The sequence below is a fragment of the Pseudarthrobacter sp. HLT1-7 genome (assembly GCF_059383435.1).
In genome coordinates this window covers 87,376-106,986 of the sequence record NZ_JBWZCH010000016.1, presented here as the reverse complement: position 1 = coordinate 106,986, position 19,611 = coordinate 87,376, and the positions used below count along the sequence as shown (strand labels likewise).

16 protein-coding genes, 2 pseudogenes and 1 riboswitch are annotated in these 19,611 nt (G+C 66.4%); of the genes and pseudogenes, 9 read left to right on the top strand and 9 right to left on the bottom strand.

The window, feature by feature from the left end; translation table 11 throughout:
• A pseudogene (locus tag AC50X6_RS14955) lies at positions 1-314 on the top strand (MFS transporter); the annotation flags it as partial.
• A 125-nt stretch (positions 315-439) separates the two neighbouring features.
• Positions 440-1,897, top strand: a pseudogene (locus AC50X6_RS14950) (MFS transporter).
• A gap of 56 nt (positions 1,898-1,953) precedes the next feature.
• On the opposite strand, the gene AC50X6_RS14945 reads toward AC50X6_RS14950, so the two are convergent.
• Positions 1,954-2,613, bottom strand: coding sequence for a class I SAM-dependent methyltransferase (locus tag AC50X6_RS14945; protein WP_494966978.1), 660 nt, complete (start codon positions 2,611-2,613; stop codon positions 1,954-1,956).
• A gap of 437 nt (positions 2,614-3,050) precedes the next feature.
• On the opposite strand from AC50X6_RS14945, the gene AC50X6_RS14940 reads away from it, so the two are divergent.
• A complete protein-coding gene (locus AC50X6_RS14940; RefSeq protein WP_494966977.1) occupies positions 3,051-4,967 on the top strand; it encodes a DEAD/DEAH box helicase in 1,917 nt (638 codons plus the stop codon).
• Between the two features lie 162 nt (positions 4,968-5,129).
• On the opposite strand, the gene AC50X6_RS14935 is transcribed toward AC50X6_RS14940, so the two are convergent.
• The 5 genes from AC50X6_RS14935 to AC50X6_RS14915 form a co-directional block, all read right to left on the bottom strand.
• Positions 5,130-5,780 (bottom strand): MBL fold metallo-hydrolase, encoded by a 651-nt coding sequence (locus AC50X6_RS14935; RefSeq protein ID WP_494966976.1) that lies wholly within the window; start codon positions 5,778-5,780, stop codon positions 5,130-5,132.
• Between the two features lie 21 nt (positions 5,781-5,801).
• The gene (locus AC50X6_RS14930; protein WP_494966975.1) at positions 5,802-6,812 is read right to left on the bottom strand and encodes an aldo/keto reductase; all 1,011 of its coding nucleotides are present in this window, start codon (positions 6,810-6,812) and stop codon (positions 5,802-5,804) included.
• A gap of 198 nt (positions 6,813-7,010) precedes the next feature.
• Positions 7,011-7,415 (bottom strand): DMT family transporter, encoded by a 405-nt coding sequence (locus AC50X6_RS14925; protein WP_494966983.1) that lies wholly within the window; start codon positions 7,413-7,415, stop codon positions 7,011-7,013.
• A 2-nt stretch (positions 7,416-7,417) separates the two neighbouring features.
• On the bottom strand, positions 7,418-7,741 hold the full coding sequence (locus tag AC50X6_RS14920) for a DMT family transporter (protein WP_494966974.1): 324 nt from the start codon (positions 7,739-7,741) through the stop codon (positions 7,418-7,420).
• 9 nt (positions 7,742-7,750) lie between these two features.
• Positions 7,751-7,818: riboswitch (guanidine-III (ykkC-III) riboswitch) on the bottom strand.
• Between the two features lie 65 nt (positions 7,819-7,883).
• Positions 7,884-8,534, bottom strand: a complete 651-nt coding sequence (locus AC50X6_RS14915; RefSeq protein WP_494966973.1) for a HutD/Ves family protein — start codon at positions 8,532-8,534, stop codon at positions 7,884-7,886.
• A 217-nt stretch (positions 8,535-8,751) separates the two neighbouring features.
• Between AC50X6_RS14915 and AC50X6_RS14910 the strand changes: the two genes are divergently transcribed.
• Entirely contained in the window at positions 8,752-9,366 is a 615-nt protein-coding gene (locus AC50X6_RS14910) for a phosphoribosylanthranilate isomerase (RefSeq protein WP_494966972.1), read from the top strand.
• Positions 9,367-9,517: 151 nt separating this feature from the next.
• Here AC50X6_RS14910 and AC50X6_RS14905 read toward each other — a convergent pair whose 3' ends face one another.
• Positions 9,518-9,964, bottom strand: a complete 447-nt coding sequence (locus AC50X6_RS14905) for a hypothetical protein (protein WP_494966971.1) — start codon at positions 9,962-9,964, stop codon at positions 9,518-9,520.
• A gap of 42 nt (positions 9,965-10,006) precedes the next feature.
• Complete coding sequence (locus tag AC50X6_RS14900; RefSeq protein WP_494966970.1) at positions 10,007-11,155, bottom strand: sensor histidine kinase; 1,149 nt, start codon at positions 11,153-11,155, stop codon at positions 10,007-10,009.
• 191 nt (positions 11,156-11,346) lie between these two features.
• On the opposite strand from AC50X6_RS14900, the gene AC50X6_RS14895 reads away from it, so the two are divergent.
• From AC50X6_RS14895 to lepB, 5 genes are all read left to right on the top strand, one after another.
• On the top strand, positions 11,347-11,859 hold the full coding sequence (locus AC50X6_RS14895) for a hypothetical protein (protein WP_494966969.1): 513 nt from the start codon (positions 11,347-11,349) through the stop codon (positions 11,857-11,859).
• Positions 11,860-11,977: 118 nt separating this feature from the next.
• The gene (locus AC50X6_RS14890; protein ID WP_494966968.1) at positions 11,978-13,540 is read left to right on the top strand and encodes a BTAD domain-containing putative transcriptional regulator; all 1,563 of its coding nucleotides are present in this window, start codon (positions 11,978-11,980) and stop codon (positions 13,538-13,540) included.
• Positions 13,541-13,622: 82 nt separating this feature from the next.
• On the top strand, positions 13,623-14,873 hold the full coding sequence (locus tag AC50X6_RS14885; protein WP_494966967.1) for a sensor histidine kinase: 1,251 nt from the start codon (positions 13,623-13,625) through the stop codon (positions 14,871-14,873).
• A 104-nt stretch (positions 14,874-14,977) separates the two neighbouring features.
• Entirely contained in the window at positions 14,978-16,588 is a 1,611-nt protein-coding gene (locus tag AC50X6_RS14880; RefSeq protein WP_494966966.1) for a multicopper oxidase family protein, read from the top strand.
• Positions 16,585-17,145 carry a signal peptidase I gene (gene lepB / locus AC50X6_RS14875; protein ID WP_494966965.1) on the top strand — a complete coding sequence of 187 codons (561 nt, stop codon included), beginning with the start codon at positions 16,585-16,587 and terminating at the stop codon, positions 17,143-17,145. Before AC50X6_RS14880 ends, lepB begins: the two co-directional genes overlap by 4 nt.
• Positions 17,146-17,364: 219 nt before the next feature.
• On the opposite strand, the gene AC50X6_RS14870 is transcribed toward lepB, so the two are convergent.
• Positions 17,365-19,287 carry a hypothetical protein gene (locus AC50X6_RS14870; protein ID WP_494966964.1) on the bottom strand — a complete coding sequence of 641 codons (1,923 nt, stop codon included), beginning with the start codon at positions 19,285-19,287 and terminating at the stop codon, positions 17,365-17,367.
• Positions 19,288-19,611 lie beyond the last annotated feature (324 nt).

Sequence of the window (19,611 nt, the reverse complement as noted above, 5' to 3'; positions counted from 1 at the left end):
TCGCGCTGAGTATCTTCGGGCCGCTGGAGTTGATTTGGGTCTGGACCGGGGTGCTGGGCCTGGGCCAGGGCAGCCTGACCGCCGTCGCGCTCACCATGATCATGGTCCGCACCCGGGACGGCCACACTGCCGCGCACCTGTCCGGGATGATGCAGGGTGTGGGCTACGGGCTGGGCTCCACCGGCACCCTGCTGGTGGGCCAGCTGCACCAGTCCACCGGGTCCTTTGCCGCGGCGGGCGTGCTCTTCCTCGTCGTCGGCTCGCTGGCCGCCGTGTTCGGCTACCGCGCCGGGCGGAACCGCTTCATCGGCTGATGGTCAGCGGCCCAGGCCGTGATGGTGCGCCTGTGCCCGGCGCGTGGTGCGACCGCCCGGCAGTTGTGGCATGCTTCCCCTTGAGCCAACACTCGCGTTCCGCCGAAAACTCGCCGGCAAAACCTCTGCCCAGTACCGCCCCCGCCCCGTCCCTGGAATCAACCGGCATCTTCCGCCGCGACTATCGGCTGGTGACCCTGGGTGCCTGCGCCCTGGTGTTCCTGGCCGCCTTCGAATCCCTGGCGGTGACCACCATCATGCCGTTGGTCAGCCGCGAGCTGGACGGGGCTGCCCTCTACGCCCTGGCGTTCGCCGGCCCGCTGGCCACTGGCGTCATCGGCATGGTGGCCGCCGGAAACTGGTCCGATAGGCGCGGCCCGGTGGGCCCGCTGTACGCTTCCGTGGCCATGTTTGTGGTAGGCCTGCTGATCGCCGGAACAGCAGAGAGTATGCCCGCCCTGGTGGCCGGCCGGCTGGTGCAGGGCCTGGGCGGCGGCGCCATGACGGTGGCCCTGTAAGTGGTGATCGCCCGGGTTTATCCGCCGCCGCTTCACCCGAAGATCTTCGCCGCCTTCTCCGCGGCGTGGGTGTTCCCCTCACTGGTGGGTCCCTTCGCCGCAGGCCTCGTGGCCCAGCTCACCAGCTGGCACTGGGTGTTTCTTGGCGTCGTGGGTCTGGTGGTGCCGGCCCTGCTCATGATTATCCCGGCGCTGCGCGGACTGCACGGAACCCCCGACGCCGGCGGGCCCGAGGATGCGCCCGGCCGCACTGCACCGCTGGACATGTCCACTTCTGCCACGCGCAGGACCGGAGGCTATGGCCGGCTGGCCTGGGCCTGCCTCGCGGCGCTCGCCGTGCTGGGCCTGAACCTTTCCGCCGGGCTCCCGGTAGCCGGCGGAATCGCGGCAGTAGCGGCCGTCGTCGTGGCCCTCGTCGCTGTCCGGCCTTTGGTGCCGCGCGGCACTCTGACCGCCGGCCGCGGCCTTCCCAGCGTCATCCTTACCCGCGGCCTGGCCTCCGCCGCGTTTTTCGGCGCGGAGGTTTATTTGCCGTACCTGCTGGTGGAGCGCTACGTTTTCTCGCCCACCTTCGCCGGCCTGACCCTCACCGGAGGCGCCGTCGCCTGGGCTGCCGGCTCCGCGGTCCAGGGCCGGCTCGGGCCGCGGCTGGAGAACCGACGCTCGGTCCGGATCGGCGCGGCCCTCGTCCTCGGCGCCGTCGTGCTGGTGCTGGTGACCACCGTCCTCCACTGGCCGGCCGCCGTCGCGATCGCCGCATGGGTATTCGCCGGCGCCGGCATGGGCCTGATGTACGCACGCCTGAGCGTGATGACACTGGCGTTGTCCAGTAAGGAAAACGAGGGCTTTAACAGCTCGGCGATGTCCATTTCCGACTCCCTCGGCGGGGCGCTGTCCCTCGCCACCACGGGGATCATTTTTACCGCCTTCACGGCGACGTCCACGGACGGCACGACGGCGGCGTCCTTCGCCGGCGTCTTCGCGCTGACCGCGGTGATCGGCGTCGCCGCCGTCGTGGTCGCCCCTCGGGTCGCCTCGAGGAAAGCGTCCGTTCGGCGCAAGTGACTGGCAGCGGGGGAAATGGTGGGCCGGGCGGGCGGCTCGACCAGCGGGCGCTTTTCTCAGTGCGCTTCCAGCCGGGTGGCGCGCAGCACGGCGTCGGTTACGGCAGCTGCCTCGCCGTCGGGACCGATGATGCTGCGGTGCCGGGTGTCCGCGACGTCGAGGCCCCACTCGGGCGCCTCGATCCCCAGCTCCCGGGCCAACTCCTCTGCCGTATAGAACCGCTCCGGCGCGTGATGCTGCCCCCACGGTGGCAGCCCGTCGGGATGGTGGCCGACGACGAGCAGGGTGCCGCCCGTCCGCACCGCCGCGGCAGCCAACTGCAGCGCCTGCTGCCAGGGCAGCACGGTGGAATGCAGAAACTGGGCCGTGACCAGGTCGAAGAGCTGGGCGGGCACCCAGGTGGCGAGATCCTGCTGAACCCACTCGATGTTTGCGCCCTGCCCGTTCTCCTGCGCATGGGCCGTGGCGCGTTCAAGGGCGACGGCGGAAACGTCCAGCGCCGTGACCTTCCAGCCCCGGCCGGCGAGCCAGATGGCGTCGGCGCCCTCGCCGCAGCCCAGGTCCAGCGCCGTGCCGGGCGCCAGGTGCGCTGCCTCGGCGATCAGCTGCGGATTGGGCTGCCCGCTCCACATCCTGGGGCGGCCGAGGTACGTCTCGTCCCATTGCTGGGCCGCGGTGGCGTTGCTCCCGCCGTCGGGGTGTTGGTGCTCGGTCATCGTGCTCCTCGGGGTCGTTCACCTCATCATTGCAGGCGCGGGGCGGCCGGGATACAGCGACTGGACCGAGGCCTGGCACAACGGGAGGCTGTTTCCCGCGCCGGATCTGCGCGATGCGGGCCGGACCGGCACCGGATGATAGGCTAGGGGAACTTGATGTGCAGTGATGCCCACTTTGGTCTTGAATGACCGGTCCGGTTCATCAACCGGTTCCCCTGCTGGATTTCTTCTGGAATCCGATTGCAGGGAGTGGGTTTTTTCATGTGAGAGGCACATCCTGCGTCGATGAACGCGTTCTATTTGGTCCCAGCGGCCACTTCCGCAAGGTGAGTGGCAGCCCGGTCGATCACCTGACTTTTCTTCGGCGAACCCCTGGGCCAACCGGCACCGGGGGCCGATATCCGCATGGATACCGCCTGAAAGACTTTATAAAACACATGACTACTTTCGCTGCCCTCGGCACGCCCAAGGCCCTCGCCGACACCCTGACCGCGCAGGGGATCCTGGAACCGTTCCCCATCCAGGTCAAGACCCTCCCGGACACCCTGGCCGGACGCGACGTCCTGGGCCGCGGGCGCACCGGTTCCGGCAAGACCATCGCTTTCGCCATCCCGCTTGTAGCACGACTCGCTGAGCGGGAGGCCAAGCATTTCCGCAAGCCGGGCCGCCCCATGGGCCTGGTCCTGGCCCCCACCCGTGAACTGGCCACCCAGATCAACGCCACGATCGAGCCGATGGCCAAGGCCATGGGCCTCACCACCACGGTGATCTACGGCGGCATCTCCCAGGCCCGCCAGGAAAAGGCCCTGCGCGCCGGGGTCGACATCGTCATCGCCTGCCCGGGCCGCCTGGAGGACCTGATCCGCCAGCGCATCCTGACCCTCGAGGCCGTTGAGATCACCGTCCTGGACGAGGCCGACCACATGGCCGACCTCGGCTTCCTTCCGGTGGTCAAGAAGCTCATGGACATGACGCCCAGCAAGGGCCAGCGACTCCTCTTCTCCGCCACCCTGGACAACGGTGTGGACAAGATCGTCCAGCGTTACCTGTCCAACCCGCTTACCCACGCCGTGGACGATCCGCAGGCCGCGGTGACCACCATGGAGCACCACGTACTCGTCGTGAACGACCAGACCGTCAAGAAGCAGCTGATCGTCGAGCTCGCCTCGGGCGCCGGCCGCCGCATGCTTTTTATGCGCACCAAGCACCACGCCCGCAAGCTTGCCAAGACCCTGACCGACGCCGGCATCCCCGCCGTCGATCTCCACGGCAACCTCTCGCAGAACGCCCGTGACCGCAACCTGGCCGAGTTCACCTCCGGCGACGTCCGCGTCCTGGTCGCCACCGACGTTGCCGCCCGCGGCGTGCACGTCGACGACGTCGAACTGGTCATCCACGTGGATCCGCCCACGGAGCACAAGGCGTACCTGCACCGCTCCGGCCGTACGGCCCGCGCAGGCTCCGACGGCACCGTGGTCACGCTGACACTGCCGGAGCAGCAGTCCGACGTCAAGAAGCTCATGAAGGCGGCCGGCGTCGAGGTCAACTTCGAGCGCGTTACCGCCAACTCCCCGCTGGTGGCGCAGCTGGTCGGCGAGATGGCGGACAAGATCGATCCGCGGACCCGCGCCGCGCTGCTGGCCGCCAAGTCCAAGCAGGGCGGCGGCAGCTCCACCGGGGCGAACGCCGAGCGCAAGCGCGCCCGCCGCACCACCCAGGCTGCACCCACCGCGGGTGGCCGGGGCGGACGTGGTGGACGCGGACGCGTCGGAGCCGAGGCTCCCCGCACCGATCAGCCCCGCGCCGAGCGCCGTGCCGTGGCTTACGAAGGCCAGGCCGCCGCACGCAACGCGGCTGAGCGTGTCATCGAGAAGAACGAAGACCGGATGGATGCCGAGCGCGCCGAACGCCGCAGCGCCCGCGGGCGCTCAACGTCCTATGGCACCCACCGCAACGACGTTCCGGCTGCAGGCGGCCGCGCCTCGGCCGGCCGAGGTTCGGACGGACGCGCCGCAGAAGGCCGCAGCGACGCCCGGGGCGCTTCGGCTTCCCGCAGCGGTGCACCCCGCACGGGTGGTGCACCCCGTACGGGTGGCGCACCCCGCACGGGTGGCGCAACCGGCGGTGCGCGCGGCGGTCGTCCGGCGACGGGCCAGCGTGCAGCTGCCGGCGCCGGTTCCGCCGGAAGCAACGCCGGTGGCAACTCCGCTGTCTGGTCCTCCAACACCGGTGGCACCTCGGGCGGTTCCTACGCTGGCGGCGGCAACGGCCGCTCCGGCGACGGCCGTCCGGCACGCAGCGGCGGCCCCCGCCGCGCCTCGGCTCCGGCGTCGAACGAACGCCGCAGCCGCTAGGGTCGCTGTTTTCCGCTACCCAAAATAACCGGCGCTACGCGAAATGCCGGTCGCTACGGGAATTCCCGCAGCGACCGGCATAAAGCGCAGCGCGGAGCACGAAGCGCAGCGCAAGCTGCGAAGCCCAGCGCGGATCGTGCTGCGGGCCCACCAACTGCGGGCCTACCAGCCCCGGGCACGCCACTCAGCCAGGTGCGGGCGTTCCGCTCCCAGGGTGGTCGGGCTGCCGTGGCCCGGATGCACCACGGTGTCATCCGGATACACGCCGAACAACCGCTCGCTCACATCGGCGATCAGTTGGGCGAACCGCTCCGGATCCTCGTCGGTGTTGCCCACCCCGCCCGGGAAGAGTGAGTCGCCGGAGAATATGTGGGCCGGGCCTGCCGGGTCCTGGTACACCAGTGCGATCGAACCCGGGGTATGCCCGCGCAGGTGCACTGCCGTCACATCGAAGCCGTCAAAGTTGCCGACGTCCCCGTGATCCAGCAGTACATCCACCGGCACCGGCAGCCCCGGGGCATCATCCGTTCCGGCCGCCGTCTTAACCCCGGTGGCTTCCACCAGATCCGGCAGCGCACGGACATGGTCCCAGTGCTGGTGGGTGGTGGCAATCAGCGCGAGCTTCGGCGTTGCTGAGGCATCTGCGGCGGCGTCGGCGAGCAGTCCCCGGATGGCGGCCAGGTCATCGGCCGCATCGATCAGGAGCTGCGCCCCGGACGCCTTGCCGGTGAGCAGATACACGTTGTTGTCCATCTCGCTGACTGAAATCCGGCGGATGGTGATGTCACGTAACGAGTGAATGAGCGAGTCCATGCGCTTCAGTCTACGGAGGCGCTATTCACGGCCCTCGGACACCCAGTTGGGGTCCGCGGACCGGGAGCCGACGACGGCGTCCGCAGCTGCGTCGAGCTTCGTCAGTTGCGCTGCGGTGAAGTCGAGGCCGAGGGCGCCGAGGTTCTCATCGATCCGGTGCGCCTTGCGGGTGCCGGGGATGGGGACCACCGGAAGTCCCAGCTTCCGGCCCTGCGCCAGGAGCCAGGCGAGGGCAACCAGGGCAGGAGTTGCATCCTGCCCGGCCGCGGTGAGCTCGGCTGCGACTGCTTGCACGGTGGCCACCACAACCTGGTTGGCGTCGGCGGCGTCGGCGGCGAAGCGCGGGATGTTGCGGCGGAAGTCGTTGCTGCCCAGCCTGGATGCGTCCACGGTGCCGGTGAGGAATCCCCGGCCCAGCGGCGAATAGGGCACGAAGCCCACCCCGAGTTCGGCCGCCGCGGGAACAACGTTGCGTTCCACATCGCGGCTCCAGATGGACCATTCGCTCTGGACCGCGGCGATCGGGTGGATGCTGTTGGCTTGCCGCAGCTCCTCGGACGTCACCTCCGACAGGCCAAGATGCCGTACCTTGCCGGCCTGCACAAGCCCCGCCATGGCCTCCACGGTTTCCACTATCGGAACGCGGAGGTCACGGCGGTGCAGGTAGTACAGGTCGATGGTGTCCGTGCCCAGCCGTTGCAGGCTGCGGTCCACGGCCTGCCGCACGTAGGCGGCGTCGCCCCGGATGTCCGTGTAACCGGTTCCCGGTGTGCCCACGAGGCCAAATTTAGTGGCGAGCTGGACTTCGCCCCGGCGTTCCTTGAGCAGCTTGGCGATCAGTTCCTCGTTGCTGCCCCCGCCGTAGATGTCGGCCGTGTCGATGAAGCTGACGCCGGCATCCACCGCGTGGTGCAGTGTCCGCAGCGCCTCGGCCGGATCCACGTCCCCGTACACCGGGGTCAGGGCCATACCGCCGAACCCCAGGGGGCTGACCGAGAGGCCGTCGCCGAGCCGGACTGATGCTGCATTCATCGTCGCTCTCCATTCGCTGGTTTTCCTGTCGAACTGCCGTCCCTGCCCGGAACTGCGTCCGGCGCGGGAGTATTCCCTGCCAGGAACTGTGTCCGGCCCGGGAGTATTCTAGCGCTCCTGCCCAGTTACTTTCGGCGCACCCGCATATTCCGCGCCGCGGCACGGCGTGTCGGCCCGGAAAGAGCGCGTGGCCGCCGACTAACTGGGCGGGAGCGCCGGGGCAGAGGCGGATTTCCCGCCCGGCAGCAGCTTCAGACCCGCGGCGCAGGCCACGATCCCGGCGATGAACAGCAATTTCAGCGGACTGGCTGGTTCGACGCCGGTTGCCATGGCCCAGCCGACCGTCAATGCCGCGCCGACCCCCACCCAGACGGCGTAGGCCGTGCCGAGCGGGATACGCTTCACGGCCAGCCCCAGCCCCACCATGCTCAGGGTCGCGGTCAGCGCGAAGACGAGGGTGGGCAGTGGCCGGGTGAAGCCGTCAGACAGGCCCAGGGCCGTGGCCCAGACTGCCTCCAGTACAGCCGAGGCAAGCAGGATCAGCCAGGGGGCTGTGGTTGTGGGCGCCTTCGTTGCGGATTCCGGCGTGCGGTTCGCTGCCATGGTCACGCCACCAGCTTCAGGCCGGCCACACAGGCGACGATTCCGCCGAGCAGCAAAATCCGTCCGGCGGTCGCGGGCTCAACCTTGGTGATCATCGCGTAGGCGGAGGTCAGGACCACCCCGACCCCCACCCAGACCGCGTAGGCGGTACCGGTCGGGATGGACTGCATGGCGATGGCCAGCCCGCCAAGGCTGGCCATCACCGAGACGACGAAGACGGCGGCCGGTGCGATCCGGCGTCGGCCTGCTTTCTGCGAGGTCCGGTGCAGGGCTGCGGCCCAGACGGCTTCCAGCGCTCCGGAAAATATGAGGATGATCCACGGCATAACTGCTCCTGCGGCCAGTCTTGTCGCGTTCCGGGTACTGAACCGTCGTCCGGAGGCCGCCAAGAAAGCGGCCGTGAGTCCAGCCTAGCAAGGCCGCCGCCGGGAGGCGAAGTTCCAGTCTCAAGCGGCGATAGAGGAAGGACTACTCCGCGACCCTGTCGATCGACACGACGGCGAGGAAACCGCGGCCCAAGATTTCCGGCGTCGCGGCGTCAGAGCCGACGACGGCGTCGTATCGGTCAAGTGTTCGGGGCTCGACGGCGGCAACCGGCGCCGTGCCGGCCCCGGTCCCTGCGTCCGGGCCGGGTTCGGTGCCCGCAGCGCCCGGGCCGACGGTGGCCTGGCCCTGCAGCAGGATGCCGAACTGGCCCTCGAACACGGGGTGCGCGCGCTTCTTGGAGAGTTCGATGATGGAGGTGTAGCCCTTGAAGGCGCCCTGGCGGGTGAAAACCAACAGGCCGCGGATGTCGCCGGTGGGCAGGGCGCCGGCCGAGTCGGCGTCGCCGGAAAAGCGAAACGGCCGGTACTTCTCCAATGGGTGCTCGGCGCCGTCGACGGTCAGCAGCAGCAGTTCGCCGTCGATCACGGTGAGCACGCGGTCCATGCCGGGGAACGCGGAAAACGCGCCGGCCTTGGAAACGTCGGCAATGCTCACCCGCCAGTCCCAGCCGCCGTCCTGTTCGGTGCTGTTCCGCGAGGACGCGGCCACGGGGTGGCCGGCCAGTTCGCGGGTCACACCGCCGCCGTTTCGCCAGGGTTGGGCTTTCAGCTCGGCAAAGCGGATGATCTCCATGCCTCCAGCCTATCCGCCGGGCCGGTGCGTTCGCGGCTGGGCCCCCGGGCGCGCACGCGGGTCCCGGGCCGCTGCCGACAGCGCCGAGGTCCGACTTCGCGCCCATGTTCTGGACAAACATGGGCGCCAAATCTCACCTCGGTGTGCCGGTAGGGTGCCTGATCCTACCCGTGGACTTGCTAACGTCGGAGGAAGGAAACACAGCAGAAGGAGCCGAATGTTCGTCAAGGTATGCGGGCTCAGTACCCCCGAGTCGGTCCGGACCGCAGTGGAGGCCGGGGCGGACGCCGTCGGCTTCGTCCTGACTCCCAGCCCCCGGGAAGTGACCCCCGCGCAGGTCCGGGAGCTCCTGGCCCACGTCCCCGCCGGGGTCCCCGCCGTCGGAGTTTTCCGGCACGAAGCAGCCCCGGACGCCGTCGCCGTGGCCCGTGAGGCGGGCCTGGGATGGGTCCAGCTGCACGGCGTCCGAACAACGGCGGACGTGCAGACCGTGCACGACGCCGGCCTGAAGCTGATCCGCGCCGTGACCATGTCCGCCCCGCCCGAGGCGTTCGCCGACTGGGGCGAGGAAATGCTGCTGATCGACGCCGCGGTGCCCGGTTCCGGCGAAGCCTGGGACTACGCCTCGGTCCGGGCCAAGGGTCTGGCGGGACCTGATGGCTTAGCGGGCCGGAGCTGGCTGCTGGCCGGCGGGCTGGATCCCGCCAACGTCGCCGACGCTGCGGCCCGGGCCGGCGCCTGGGGCGTGGACGTCTCCTCCGGCGTCGAATCCTCCCGCGGGGTGAAGGACCTGGCCAGGATCCGCGGCTTTGTGGCGGCGGCCAAGACCTGACCGGGCTGCCGGGAGGCGGTGGCCGGACAACACAGGCAGAAATGCGGCCGGTCCGGCCGCGTTGGGCCGACAACGGCGGCGCGGCCCCTCGAAACCAGACACGTGAGGTGGGCGGTCTTCGGCGCCGCGCAGCGGTTTATCCCGGCAGAGATCACACCCCGGATCGGTTTTCTGGCGGAGTGGGCGGCGGCAGATTCATGGATTGGATGGCGCTCGGCGGCTGCATCGGGGGGAGAATAACCTCCCATGGAGTGACAAGGAGCTGTGCGCGGTCCCAAAGATGCAGCAGGAGGGCGATCTCCGGATCCCAGGGGTGCGCTTGGACATGACGGCCCAGGCAGGACCGGGCCTCTTCCAGTTCCGGCCGGGTGCTGTTGAGGAGACTGCCAATGATCTCGAGTGCCTGAAGCCGCAGGGAGGTACCGGCGTACTGTTCGGAAGCTTCGACGGAAGCCTGTTTGCGCGGCGTCGCCCCGCGTTCGGCGACGTAGTCGGGAGGCTGGGCTGGTCCATTGAGCGGATCCTCCGCCGGGATCACTTTACTTCTCCGCGTACCCGCGAACCGCCAGCGGTCTGAGGGTAAATCATCGGCGTCCACTCCCCGGACTTTCTGGTACTTTCATCGAGAATCACCGGTCGTCTATCTGGGCTCTGGGCTCTGGAGCGTTTGTCCGCACAAACCTCGCTGCCGAATGATGTCCAGCCGAGCCGGAAGCCAGAGTGTGAATCTGCTCCCGCCTCGGGCCGCCGAGTGGACCCGGACGCTGCCCCCGTGCGCTTCCGCGATTGCCTTGACAATCGGCAGCCCCAGGCCCGAGCTTTCGCCCGGGGACATCGGGCCGGACAACGCGTATCTGTCATTTATTCGCTGGTGCTCCACTGTGGGAATTCTTGATCGAGTGTCCGAGACCCATATGTCCAGTCCTCCAATCAGAGCGGACGGGACACGTGCGGCCGAAGCGCCGCTCCGCTTTGACGTTGCGGGAGAATCAGCCCAGACACCGCCGAGGGAGATCGTGTCGTCTTCGGAGGTGGTAGTCAAGGCATTGGCGGTGAGCTGATCCACGGCCTGGGACATGCGCTGACGATCAGCGAGAACCCAGCCGCCAGGCTTCACGCTTAGGGTCCAGCGTCGGCGGCCAAGTATCTTGGCCCGCTGCAGAGCTTCTTCCAGAAAGTGATCGACGTCGATCCATTCAGCATGGATGAAGTCCGGGCGCCTGCTACCGGCAAGCACCTGGAAGTCGTTGACCAGACGCTGTATTTGTTCCAGCTCCTTCAGTAGAAGAGTGCGGGACCGGGCGGCGCTTTCCGCGTCGTGGGCGCTCAGCAGCTCGAGGTGCCGACGGACGGCAGCGAGCGGCGCAGCCAGCTGACGGCTGGCATCGTCGAGAAATTGACGGTGCTCCGCGGTCCCGCGCTCAAGCCGATCGATGAGGTTGTTGAATGTAGCGGCGAGTACGGCGACGTCGTCGTCGTCGTCGGTGGAGGAGGGCAATGGGACCCGCTGACCCGGCTCATCGAGCGATAGGTGGTCGGTGGCGTCCCGGAGACGCCGGACGCGGCTGGGCAGTCGCCCGGCAACCACGCAGCCCACGACACCGGCCACGAGGAGGGCGATCACGGAGATAATGTCGAAGGTGGCGCGCGACTGCAGGATTTCACCTTGTTGTGGACCAGTGCCGTTGCCCTCTCCAGTCAGGAGCCCCCACTGGACGGCGTGGGGTGCAGTGCCGACCAGCGCGATAAGCCCGAAACTTGCGACCAGCGGTCCAAATCTTCGTTTCATGACCCACATCCATCCTGTGCATCTCTCACTGCTCCGCCCCGGCGCGAACATCGTGCGCCAACGGGCGAACTTGTGAGGCTCACAGTAGGGACAGCCGCTTGTAGATATCCTGTCGTCATGAACACCCACGGCGATCGCCCTGAGGCCCTTTCCTAGGGTTTCCCTAGGGCGCCGGCGGGAAAATTGCCCACATGTCATCGTCAGCAACACTCCAGCGCGCGAGAATCCTTATTCCGGCAATATTGCTCGTCCTCGTAGGGTGCCTGGTCGCGAGCGTCGTGACGGCCACACCACGGAAACCTCCGGCTATGCTGGGCGCCTCAGCCAGCCTCAACGGCGGACTCGCACGCATCAACGGGGTATTGCCCTCCGACGTCGACGGATGGACGCCAGCCGCTGCTGCTGCGGCGCTGGCCACTCCACCGGGCGAGGGGCTCCATCGCGTCCGCGTTCTGCTGGAGCTGACCGCTTTGCAGCAAGGCGGTCTCTCCTATGACGCGTCCGAGTACTCCGTCTCGGGCCTCGGCGCAGGGAAGTGGAAAGCGATCTGGGCTTCTCCGGCTCCCGCGGTCGCACGCCAGGGGGAAAGTATCAACGCCACGCTCGTCTTCGAGCTCCCTGACCGGGCCATCGAGCTGACCCTGGAACTGCCCGGGGGGCCCGGACTGTCCCTTGGGGCGGGTCACCACCGGGGAGGAAGCTAGCGGCACGTAGTCGGTGTCTAGCTAACCGATGAAAGACAGGTACCCCTTACTCGTGTCGAGAGTTGTCGGATGGAAATAACTTGAGGGCACAGGGTTCCGTCTGAATTGCAGGTCTCACATGCTTTCTATTCTTCCGCCGGAGAATGCCGGCCCGTCGACCGTGAGCGTGGATCTGCGGACGCAAGGCATCCTTGACATCAGGATCCTCGGCCCGCTCAGGATCCGACGCGGCGGCGCAGTCCTTGAGTCCGGTGGGCTTGGCGGTCCCAAACCGCGGCAAATCCTCGAAATCCTTTTGCTGAATCTCGGCATGCCAGTGTCCAAGGATCGTCTTATTGAGGTTCTGTGGGCCGGGCGACCACCCGCAGAGGCGCTCCCGACGCTGGAAAGCTACGTCAGCGTCCTTCGGCGTCATCTGCAGCCGGGCCAGGGCAAGGCCGGTCCCCTTCGGACGGTCTCGGGTGGCTACATGATGGATTCCCTCCTCGTTGACCTGGATGTGAGCCGGTTTAATGACCTACTGCGTCGAGCATCGACCTGTGGGGCCACGGAGGCTCTGGAACTCCTGCAGGAAGCCCTTGAACTGGCCTCTGCGCCGTTGCTGGGAGATGAGTTGCGGGCGTCCTGGGCGGATGAGGAACGGCGCAACCACGAGCTTCGGGTCTGCCGAGCCCGGGTGCTCGCCGCTGAATTGGCGATGTCCCTGCATCAACACGACACGGCAGTCGCCTGGGCGAGGGAGGCCCTGTCGGGGGACGAGCTCAACGAGAGGGCCTGGTCTTCCCTGGTCCTGGGGCTGGAGGCGTCAGGCCAACCGCTGGAAGCGCTCCGGGCCTTCGAACAATACCGGCGCACGCTGGAACGGGAAATGGGGTGCAGCCCCGGTGATGCACTGCGCGCGGTGCACGCCCGCCTGCTGCGCCTCACGGGGGACGCCGGAAGGTCGGCCCCTGCGACTGCGCTGCCACCCGTAGGCGGAACATCTGCGCTCGGAACCCAGAACGCTGGTCCGGCAGCCCGGACCGCGATACGCATCCTGACCGTCGACGACCACAGGACCTTCGCCGAGCTACTGACCGGCGCACTGGACCGGGAGCCGGATCTTCACAGTGTTGGTTCGGCGGCTTCCGTCGAGGACGCCGTGCGGATGTGCCGTGATCTGGCACCCGACGTTGTCGTCATGGACTACCATTTGCCCGACGGTGACGGGCTGGGAGCGGCGATCCGCATTCTGGAATATGCGCCGGAAACGCGGATAATCATGCTGACCGGAGATCCGTCCCAGGACGTCCTCCGGCAGGCGGCCGGCATCGGAATATGCGGATTCCTCCCCAAAGACGGCTCGCTGGCCGCTGTGCTCGACACGCTCCGGCATGCGCGGGCGGGAAACATGGTGGTACACCCGTCGTTGGTGGCCCAGATTGGCGTCCCCCACCAAGCTTCCGCCGGGCCCCCCACTGGGCCCCCCCTAAGTCCCCGCGAGCTGGACGTGCTGCGCCTGATGGCGGAAGGGCATGAGATACGGGCGGTGGCGCATAGCCTGAACATCTCAATCCACACGTGCCGCGGCCACGTCAAAACCATTTTTTCCAAACTTGGCACTCACTCGCAAAGAGAAGCCATGGCGGAGGCACAGCTTCGGGGCATTCTGAGCGTGAAGTCTAATGTCCAGGCCTTCTGACGCGGCGGGCGGCAGCACGCCGAGCTATCCGGGAGCGGCTGAACGATTCCAGGTCCGGGCCGCTGTGGCTAAATTCCTCCTGATGGGGTTCCTGGCACTGCTCGTTGTGGCGACTCCGGTCGCGTTTTGGATTCGGGCCGCGGCGGAACGGCACGCGCTCAACAACGCTGTCCTCCTCACCCAACGCGTTGCCGACTTTGCCATCAAGCCGCTCGTAAACGAAGCGCTGCTCGCCGGTGATCCCTCTGCACTGGCCGCATTGGACCTTGCCTTGCAGCCTTGGCGCAGCGACGCATCGGTGCTGCGTATCAAGGTGTGGGACGCGGACGGGCGGGTGGTCTATTCGGACATGCGCTCGCTGGTAGGCCAGCAATTCGATTTACCGGCGTGGGGCCGGGATCTTTTGGCCGGAGGCCCCGGGACCGCCACGCTGGAGAGCCAGCAGGAACTGGAGAACGAGTACGAGTCGGCGTCGGGGGACCTAGTGGAGGTCTACGTCAGCTCGGCGGCGATTGACGGTACCCGGCTGATTTTTGAGGCCTACTATGACGACGGACCCATGCGGGTCGAACAAGATGCGGTCCTCTACAGCATGATTCCGCCCCTACTACTTTCGCTGGCGGCCTTGCAGCTCGCCCAACTGCCCCCGGCGTTTCGCTTGGCCCGCGGGATCCAAGAGCATCAGGTTGCACGTAACCGGCTGCTCAAGCGCGCCATTGAGGCCTCCGACCTTGAACGCCGGAGGATCGCACGTGACCTGCACGATGAAGTGATCCAGGACCTATCCGGGCTGGGCTACGCCCTGGAATCAGAAGAGCACCACGGATTGCCCGAACAACAACCAGTGTTCGGTGGAGCCCGAAGGATACTGCAGCGGAGCGTACGCGCTCTGCGGGCCATTACAAGCGAGCTGTATCCTCCCGACCTTGAACAGCTTGGGCTAAAGACGTCCTTGGAACGGCTCGTGGAGCCACATCAGGAACGCGGTCTCACCGTGCGTCTGCGGGTCCCGGAGGACGGCCCGCTGGACCTCGCCGTGTCGGCTTTGCTCTACCGCGTGGCCCGGGAGGCATTGTCAAACAGTGCCAAACACTCCGGGGCAACCACGGTAGTGCTTTCGCTGCGGACCGACCATCAAGGCTCGGAAATAAGCATCTCGGACAATGGCAAGGGATTCGACAAGATGCAGGGCTCCGTGGACGGCCACCTGGGCCTGCGGATACTCAAGGACACCATCAGGGAGGCCGGCGGAGCGCTGGAAATCCTCAGTGTCCCCGGCGCCGGCACAACCGTGACAGCGCGGCTGGTGTCCCGCCTCGCGGCAGCTCACTAACCCCTGCTGCGTTTTAGGGTTCCCCCAAGGTAGGGAGACAGGCGCAGGAAATCTCCAAGCTGGGTGCGGCAGAGTCGAGTTACCGAACACAAAGGAGACCTGTTATGTCCATTTCACGCCGTCAGGTTTTGTTGATCGGGGGACTGGGAGTCCTTGGCGCTGGTGGCGCGATGGTGCCGACGGGATCGGTGGAGGCCAAGTCGGCCAGCCGGCTCAATTCCAAGGACATGCCGCGGCCCTTCCAATCAGCGCTCGTTCAGGCTCCGATCCTTCAGCCCTATGCTACCGGTACGGATGCCGCGGACGGCTCGCCGGTCAACTACTACAGGCTGACGGAGAAGGCCGCCACGGCAAGCATCCTCCCGCGGCTGAGCACACCCATTCTCGGCTACAACGGTTTGTTCCCGGGGCCGACGATCAGCCTCGACCAGGGCACAAAATCCGTTCTGAGGGTGCGCAACCAACTGCCGGCCCGGCACGCGCTGGACGGGCATGCCCTATCCACCTCCACCCACCTCCATGGGTCAGCATCGCGGCCGCAATTCGACGGCTACGCCAGCGACATCACACACCCCGGGTTTTACAAGGACTATCACTACGCCAACTTCCAGCCGGCACGCACACTGTGGTACCACGACCACGGCGTCCACTTCACGGCCTTGAACGCCTATTCCGGCCTCGCGGCGCAGTATCACTTGCACGATCCCGTCGAACGGCAGCTGCTCCCGCAGGGCCGCTACGACGTGGCACTAACTGTCAGTGATGCCATGTTCGCAGCGGACGGGTCTCTGGGCTATGACGACAATAGCCACTCGGGCCTATGGGGGGACGTAATCCTGGTCAACGGAAAGCCTTGGCCCGTCATGAAGGTGCAAAAGCGCGTCTACCGCTTCCGGATCCTGAACTGTTCCATCTCCCGCTCCTTGCGGCCGACGCTCAGCACCGGCGATCCGCTGGTCGTGGTTGGCACGGATGGCGGCCTGATCCCGGTGGCACAGACCGTCGTAAACTACCGCCATGCCGGAGCGGAGCGGTATGAGATCCTTATCGATTTCCGGAAGTATAAGACGGGGCAACGGATCGAACTCCGAAACCTGTCCAACAAAAACAACGTGGATTACGACTTCACGAACAAGATCATGGCCTTTGACGTGACGGACGAACCGGTGAACACCGCGGACCCGACCTGGAACCGCATCCCGACTGCGTTGGTCGACAGCGAAGCCATGTCGCTGCGGACAGAGCAATCCGCGAAAACACGCAAGTTCCGCGTCAAGCGGAACGACACCACCAACATGTGGACCATCAACGATGACAGCTGGCAGGACGTCATCGCCAGCGGCTACAAGAAAGTCATTGCCGATCCTGAACTCAACTCGGTGGAAATCTGGGAAATCGAAAACGGGTCAGGTGGCTGGTTTCACCCCCTTCACATCCACCTGGTGGATTTCCAGATCCTCAGCCGCAACGGAAAGGCGTCCTTCGCATACGAGCGCGGGCCCAAGGACGTCGTGTATGTAGGTGAAGGCGAGACCGTCCGACTCCTGATGAAGTTCACCCCTCACAAGGGCGTCTATATGATGCACTGCCACAATCTTCCGCACGAGGACCACGACATGATGGCCCAGTTCAGGGTGGGCCTGAAAGAAATCGACTGGGACGCGGATGACCCAATGACAGCGGCCAAAGCGGTCTGGGACGATGATCGGGATTGAACGCTGCACGGGGAACCCGCGACGGCCGGCGGCTGCTCCCGCGCCGCAGCCTGCCGTGGCCGACCCTGCAGTCCGACAGGGGAGGCCGCGCCCGGCTCCTCGCGGTCGCGTTGATCCCTGTCATGGCCGTCCTTGCCGCGCGCTGCTGGCTGGTGGAACCTTTCACTGTGTCCTCGGACAGCATGGAGCCGACCATTCCCGCGGGCGCCGTCGTGGTCCTGTTCAAGCCCGCTGCCGCTTCGGGCTGGATCCGAAACGGCGTGATAGTTGCCTTCACCAGCCCGGTTGACGGCCGGCTCGCTATCAAGCGCGTCATTGCAGGGGAGGGGCAGAGCGTTGCCATCCGGGACGCGGAGCTGTTCGTCGACGACGTCGCCGTCGCCGAGTCTTTCGTAGATCGTAGCCGCATCGACGCCACTTACTTCGGGCCCGAGAAGGTGCCGCCCGGAAGCGTCTTCGTGCTGGGGGACAATCGCGGCGTATCGATCGATTCCAGGGACTTCGGAGCCGTGCCGTTGACGGCGATCCAAGGCGCCCTGCTGACGGGCCAGAAATAGATGTGGTCAAGTAGCTCGCCGCGAAACCCCGCGCCTCTGCGGCTGGGGTAGCCCGGGGTGTGAAATCCTTAAGTCGGAGGCCCTCGGAGGGCACCCATAGGACGGGTGCCCGCTTTCGGCAGGTCAGCCAGGGCGCGCGGATTGAGTGTAGATCAGGAAATGGTTCAGGGTCCCGCCCGCTGAGCGGACAGGACCCTGAACCCATTGGTGGCGTTGCCGCTAGCGTGTCGTGACTGCTCCAGTTGCGGTGCCGCCGCGGGTGGACTGGACCAGCACGCTGGTGATTTGCCTGGTCGGTCCGGGCTTGGCCTTGAGCGACCAGGCGCCAAGGGTATCCACCTGTGCTGTACCGAGTTTGGCGACCGGCCGGCCGGGGCTGGTGTCGTAGATGACCACGGTCGTGGCCGGCATCAGGACGCCGGCGCCGGCGAGCGTGGACGTGCCCACTATTCGTAGTTCCGTCCCAACCCGGTGGCGGGACCCGGCGCTAATGGTCACATTGTCAGTTCGGATGGCGAGCTCCACAGCGGCCGGGGCACTCCCGAGGCCGTTCTTACCGGTCACGACCAAGTCGATTCGCACCGGTTCATCGGCTTTGACCGTCAGCGGAGCTGTGTCGGTGTTTTTAGCATAGTAAGGAATGGAAATGAGGGGTTTTACAGCAGTGTCGCTCGAGATCGTGACCGCAGGACCACTAACCTGGCGCCACTTGTAGCTGACAGCACCCGTTGAGGCGCTGCCATCCAACTGAACGGTACTGCCGCGTGTCATGGTGGGCGAGGATGCGGTGGCTGTTGCCGTAGCGGGGGCCGTCGGGCCGGCCGGGCCCGGGCCGTTCCCGGTGTCCACGATCGGGCCTGGATCAGGTGCCGGGGTGACCGGCGCAAGACCCACTGGCGTTGCCGCGCCGCCGTTGACGGTGACCGGCAACGAGGCTGAACCGCCCGAGGCAGTCTTGACGGTGACAGTTGCCGGCGGCGCCTTGGTCGGGAACGATTTCTCGGACGGCGTTCCCGGTGTTGGCTCGTCGAGGGTTCCGAGGCCAGTCACAGTCAACGGGTAACCCTCCGTGGAGTAGGCAGCAACGGTAAGGCTGGCTCCATCGTATAGTGCCTTGGTGATGGCTATGCCGCTTGGCTTGGTCACGTTGATGAGGCTGCTGCTGGCGGGTTTGTCGCCGATGTTGGTCACTTTGATAGTAGCCGGAGCCGTGCCGGCAACCTTGATCCTGGCGTAGTACCGTCCGCTGTCGGCGTCGTTCGCCATTGGTGTGGTCTCGAATTTCCCCGTCTGTCCGTCGACCTGAAGCTGAGAGTCCGGGCCGCTGCTGGCGAAAACGTCAATCATGTCCCCGTTGAGCACGGCGCCATCGGCGCTGACTCCGCGGTTGGTGGCGAGTTTGCCCTGGAGACCGAACTGGTCGGTTTCCAGGGCAAGTCCGCCTCCGGCGACGGAAAACTTGTTGTACCTCAGGGGGCTGCCCGTGACGGTGTGTTCCTGGTTCGGGTCTCCGAGATACCCCTCCGGCGCGGCCGGGGCGGTGGCCGGATCCCACTTCAGGAAGGGGCCGATATTGCTCTTCAGCGCGGTAGTGAAGTTGCCGATGGCGGGTGCAATGTCTTCCACCAGTTTGCCGCTGCCGGTCGCATCGGTGTCGATGGTTATGGTGCCGTATGGATGCCGGAACTCCAGCGTGGTGTTGGCTGGCCCTCCTTTGACAACGATCCGTTGGCGGCCGAAGACCACCTGGTCGCCTTCCGCGATGGTGTTCGCGAAGGCCGCTTCCAGCCCGAGGACCAGGATCGCGCGTCCTCCGCCGGGAAGTTCCAGCCCGGAACTGGCGAGCATGTAGAAGGCCTCGGCCGGGAAGTTGTTCGGGAACGATATGGCTGCGCTCTCGTCAGGGATGTCGCCGGGAAGAAACCCACACAAGGGATTCTCGGCGTCAAGGCAGAGTTCGACGCGGGTTTTCGTGCTGTCCTCATACCAGGAGGGAAATCCGTGTTCGGTGTTGACCGGACCGACCGCAGTCAGTCCTCCGGGGTTTTTCACTGCTACCTGGGTGGCCGCTTGAGCTGAATTCAAGCCCGTAAAGGTCAGAATCAGCGCGGCTGCCGCAGCAACGCCACGGCGGGTAGCCACTCTTGGATCCAGACGTTTGCCTGAACGTTCAGCCGGATTGAAAACCATTTTGTCTCCTCAGAAAGACGCTGATGGCCTTTAATATCTAGCATCGGGCTTGGAGATACATTGTTCCCTGGCTTGGAAAAACCCTCGGGAGGGCCGGTGACGAGCGTAGGGTGCGACCATACAAGCAGGTGTCGCGCTCCGGCGTCAGGTCATTTACCGTCTCATCGGGCTACCTTGTAAAATCCTCGGAACGCAGGGAGCCAGATAGGGCGGGGGAGGTGCCTGAAAAGTCGGACCCTTCCGGAGGGGGCTTTCTTCTACAACGAGTTCGCCGGC

Excerpts from the sequence above, each read along its gene's own strand:
- AC50X6_RS14945 (WP_494966978.1), bottom strand. The coding sequence starts at position 2,613 with ATGACCGAGCACCAACACCCCGACGGCGGGAGCAACGCCACCGCGGCC.
- AC50X6_RS14940 (WP_494966977.1), top strand. The coding sequence starts at position 3,051 with ATGACTACTTTCGCTGCCCTCGGCACGCCCAAGGCCCTCGCCGACACC.
- AC50X6_RS14935 (WP_494966976.1), bottom strand. The coding sequence starts at position 5,780 with ATGGACTCGCTCATTCACTCGTTACGTGACATCACCATCCGCCGGATT.
- AC50X6_RS14930 (WP_494966975.1), bottom strand. The coding sequence starts at position 6,812 with ATGAATGCAGCATCAGTCCGGCTCGGCGACGGCCTCTCGGTCAGCCCC.
- AC50X6_RS14925 (WP_494966983.1), bottom strand. The coding sequence starts at position 7,415 with ATGGCAGCGAACCGCACGCCGGAATCCGCAACGAAGGCGCCCACAACC.
- AC50X6_RS14920 (WP_494966974.1), bottom strand. The coding sequence starts at position 7,741 with ATGCCGTGGATCATCCTCATATTTTCCGGAGCGCTGGAAGCCGTCTGG.
- AC50X6_RS14915 (WP_494966973.1), bottom strand. The coding sequence starts at position 8,534 with ATGGAGATCATCCGCTTTGCCGAGCTGAAAGCCCAACCCTGGCGAAAC.
- AC50X6_RS14910 (WP_494966972.1), top strand. The coding sequence starts at position 8,752 with ATGTTCGTCAAGGTATGCGGGCTCAGTACCCCCGAGTCGGTCCGGACC.
- AC50X6_RS14900 (WP_494966970.1), bottom strand. The coding sequence starts at position 11,155 with ATGAAACGAAGATTTGGACCGCTGGTCGCAAGTTTCGGGCTTATCGCG.
- AC50X6_RS14895 (WP_494966969.1), top strand. The coding sequence starts at position 11,347 with ATGTCATCGTCAGCAACACTCCAGCGCGCGAGAATCCTTATTCCGGCA.
- AC50X6_RS14890 (WP_494966968.1), top strand. The coding sequence starts at position 11,978 with ATGCTTTCTATTCTTCCGCCGGAGAATGCCGGCCCGTCGACCGTGAGC.
- AC50X6_RS14885 (WP_494966967.1), top strand. The coding sequence starts at position 13,623 with ATGGGGTTCCTGGCACTGCTCGTTGTGGCGACTCCGGTCGCGTTTTGG.
- AC50X6_RS14880 (WP_494966966.1), top strand. The coding sequence starts at position 14,978 with ATGTCCATTTCACGCCGTCAGGTTTTGTTGATCGGGGGACTGGGAGTC.